At 34.0% G+C, this 777-nt stretch carries 1 protein-coding gene; it reads left to right on the top strand.

Going from position 1 to position 777, the window contains the following annotated elements; translation table 11 throughout:
• The first annotated feature begins 79 nt into the window (after positions 1–79).
• Positions 80–577 (top strand): GNAT family N-acetyltransferase, encoded by a 498-nt coding sequence (locus RB298_RS20670; protein WP_486048328.1) that lies wholly within the window; start codon positions 80–82, stop codon positions 575–577.
• The last annotated feature ends 200 nt before the right edge of the window (positions 578–777 follow it).

Below are 777 nucleotides of genomic sequence, written 5' to 3'. Positions count from 1 at the left end.
ATATACATACAGGAACTATTTTTAACTTTATAAAAAATGTCTGCTGACGTATGGGATTATAAATAAAGAGGGGATGTTCATGTTATTAAGAAAAATAAAGTCTGAAGAATTGGCAGAAGTCTATCAAATGGGATATGCGGCATGGCCTAAAGGCAGGACGTACAAAGAGTATGTTAGAGATAATCAAAAAGAAGAAACATATGGAATTCGGTATGTATACGTAAATGAAGAGAATCAAATTATTGGTTCATTTATTTTGCTTCTTTTACAAGCTCCTCGATTAAAATTTGCTTTGCACGGTATTGGGTCCGTTGTTGTACATCAGCTTTACCAACGAATGGGGTATGGCCGAGATATGCTTGAAGACTTTTTTAAAAAGATGAAGATGGAGAAGCGCAGCGCTATTTTTATGCTTTATAGCGATATTCTTCCTGAATATTATCATCAGTTTGGGTTTAAGGAGCTCCCTTCTCATTTACAGCGTTATCCTCAATCCATTGCTATGGTAAATTGCAGCGAGTCACAATATGAATACTTAAGTAAGCAATCCATAGAAGACATACCGCCCTATTTTTAAAAGGTATGTCTTTTTTATAGTATTTATCGACACAATCGTTTACAATTTTATGTAAGCGTTTTCTTAATTGGGGAGATGAATGGTTTTATTCGGCCTCATAACCGTAGGCAAATCGTGCAGTTAATATAAATTTTATTACATAAAACCTTGCTATCATCTTACTAATAACTCTTATTCATTTCCATACCATACCGATATGT

Source organism: Priestia sp. BR_2 (assembly GCF_041954005.1).
GTDB lineage: Bacteria > Bacillota > Bacilli > Paenibacillales > Paenibacillaceae > Paenibacillus_AQ > Paenibacillus_AQ lautus_A.
This window is presented reverse-complemented; position numbering and strand designations above follow the sequence as displayed.

Coding starts and splice junctions, on each gene's coding strand:
- RB298_RS20670 (WP_486048328.1), top strand. CDS start 80: ATGTTATTAAGAAAAATAAAGTCTGAAGAATTGGCAGAAGTCTATCAA.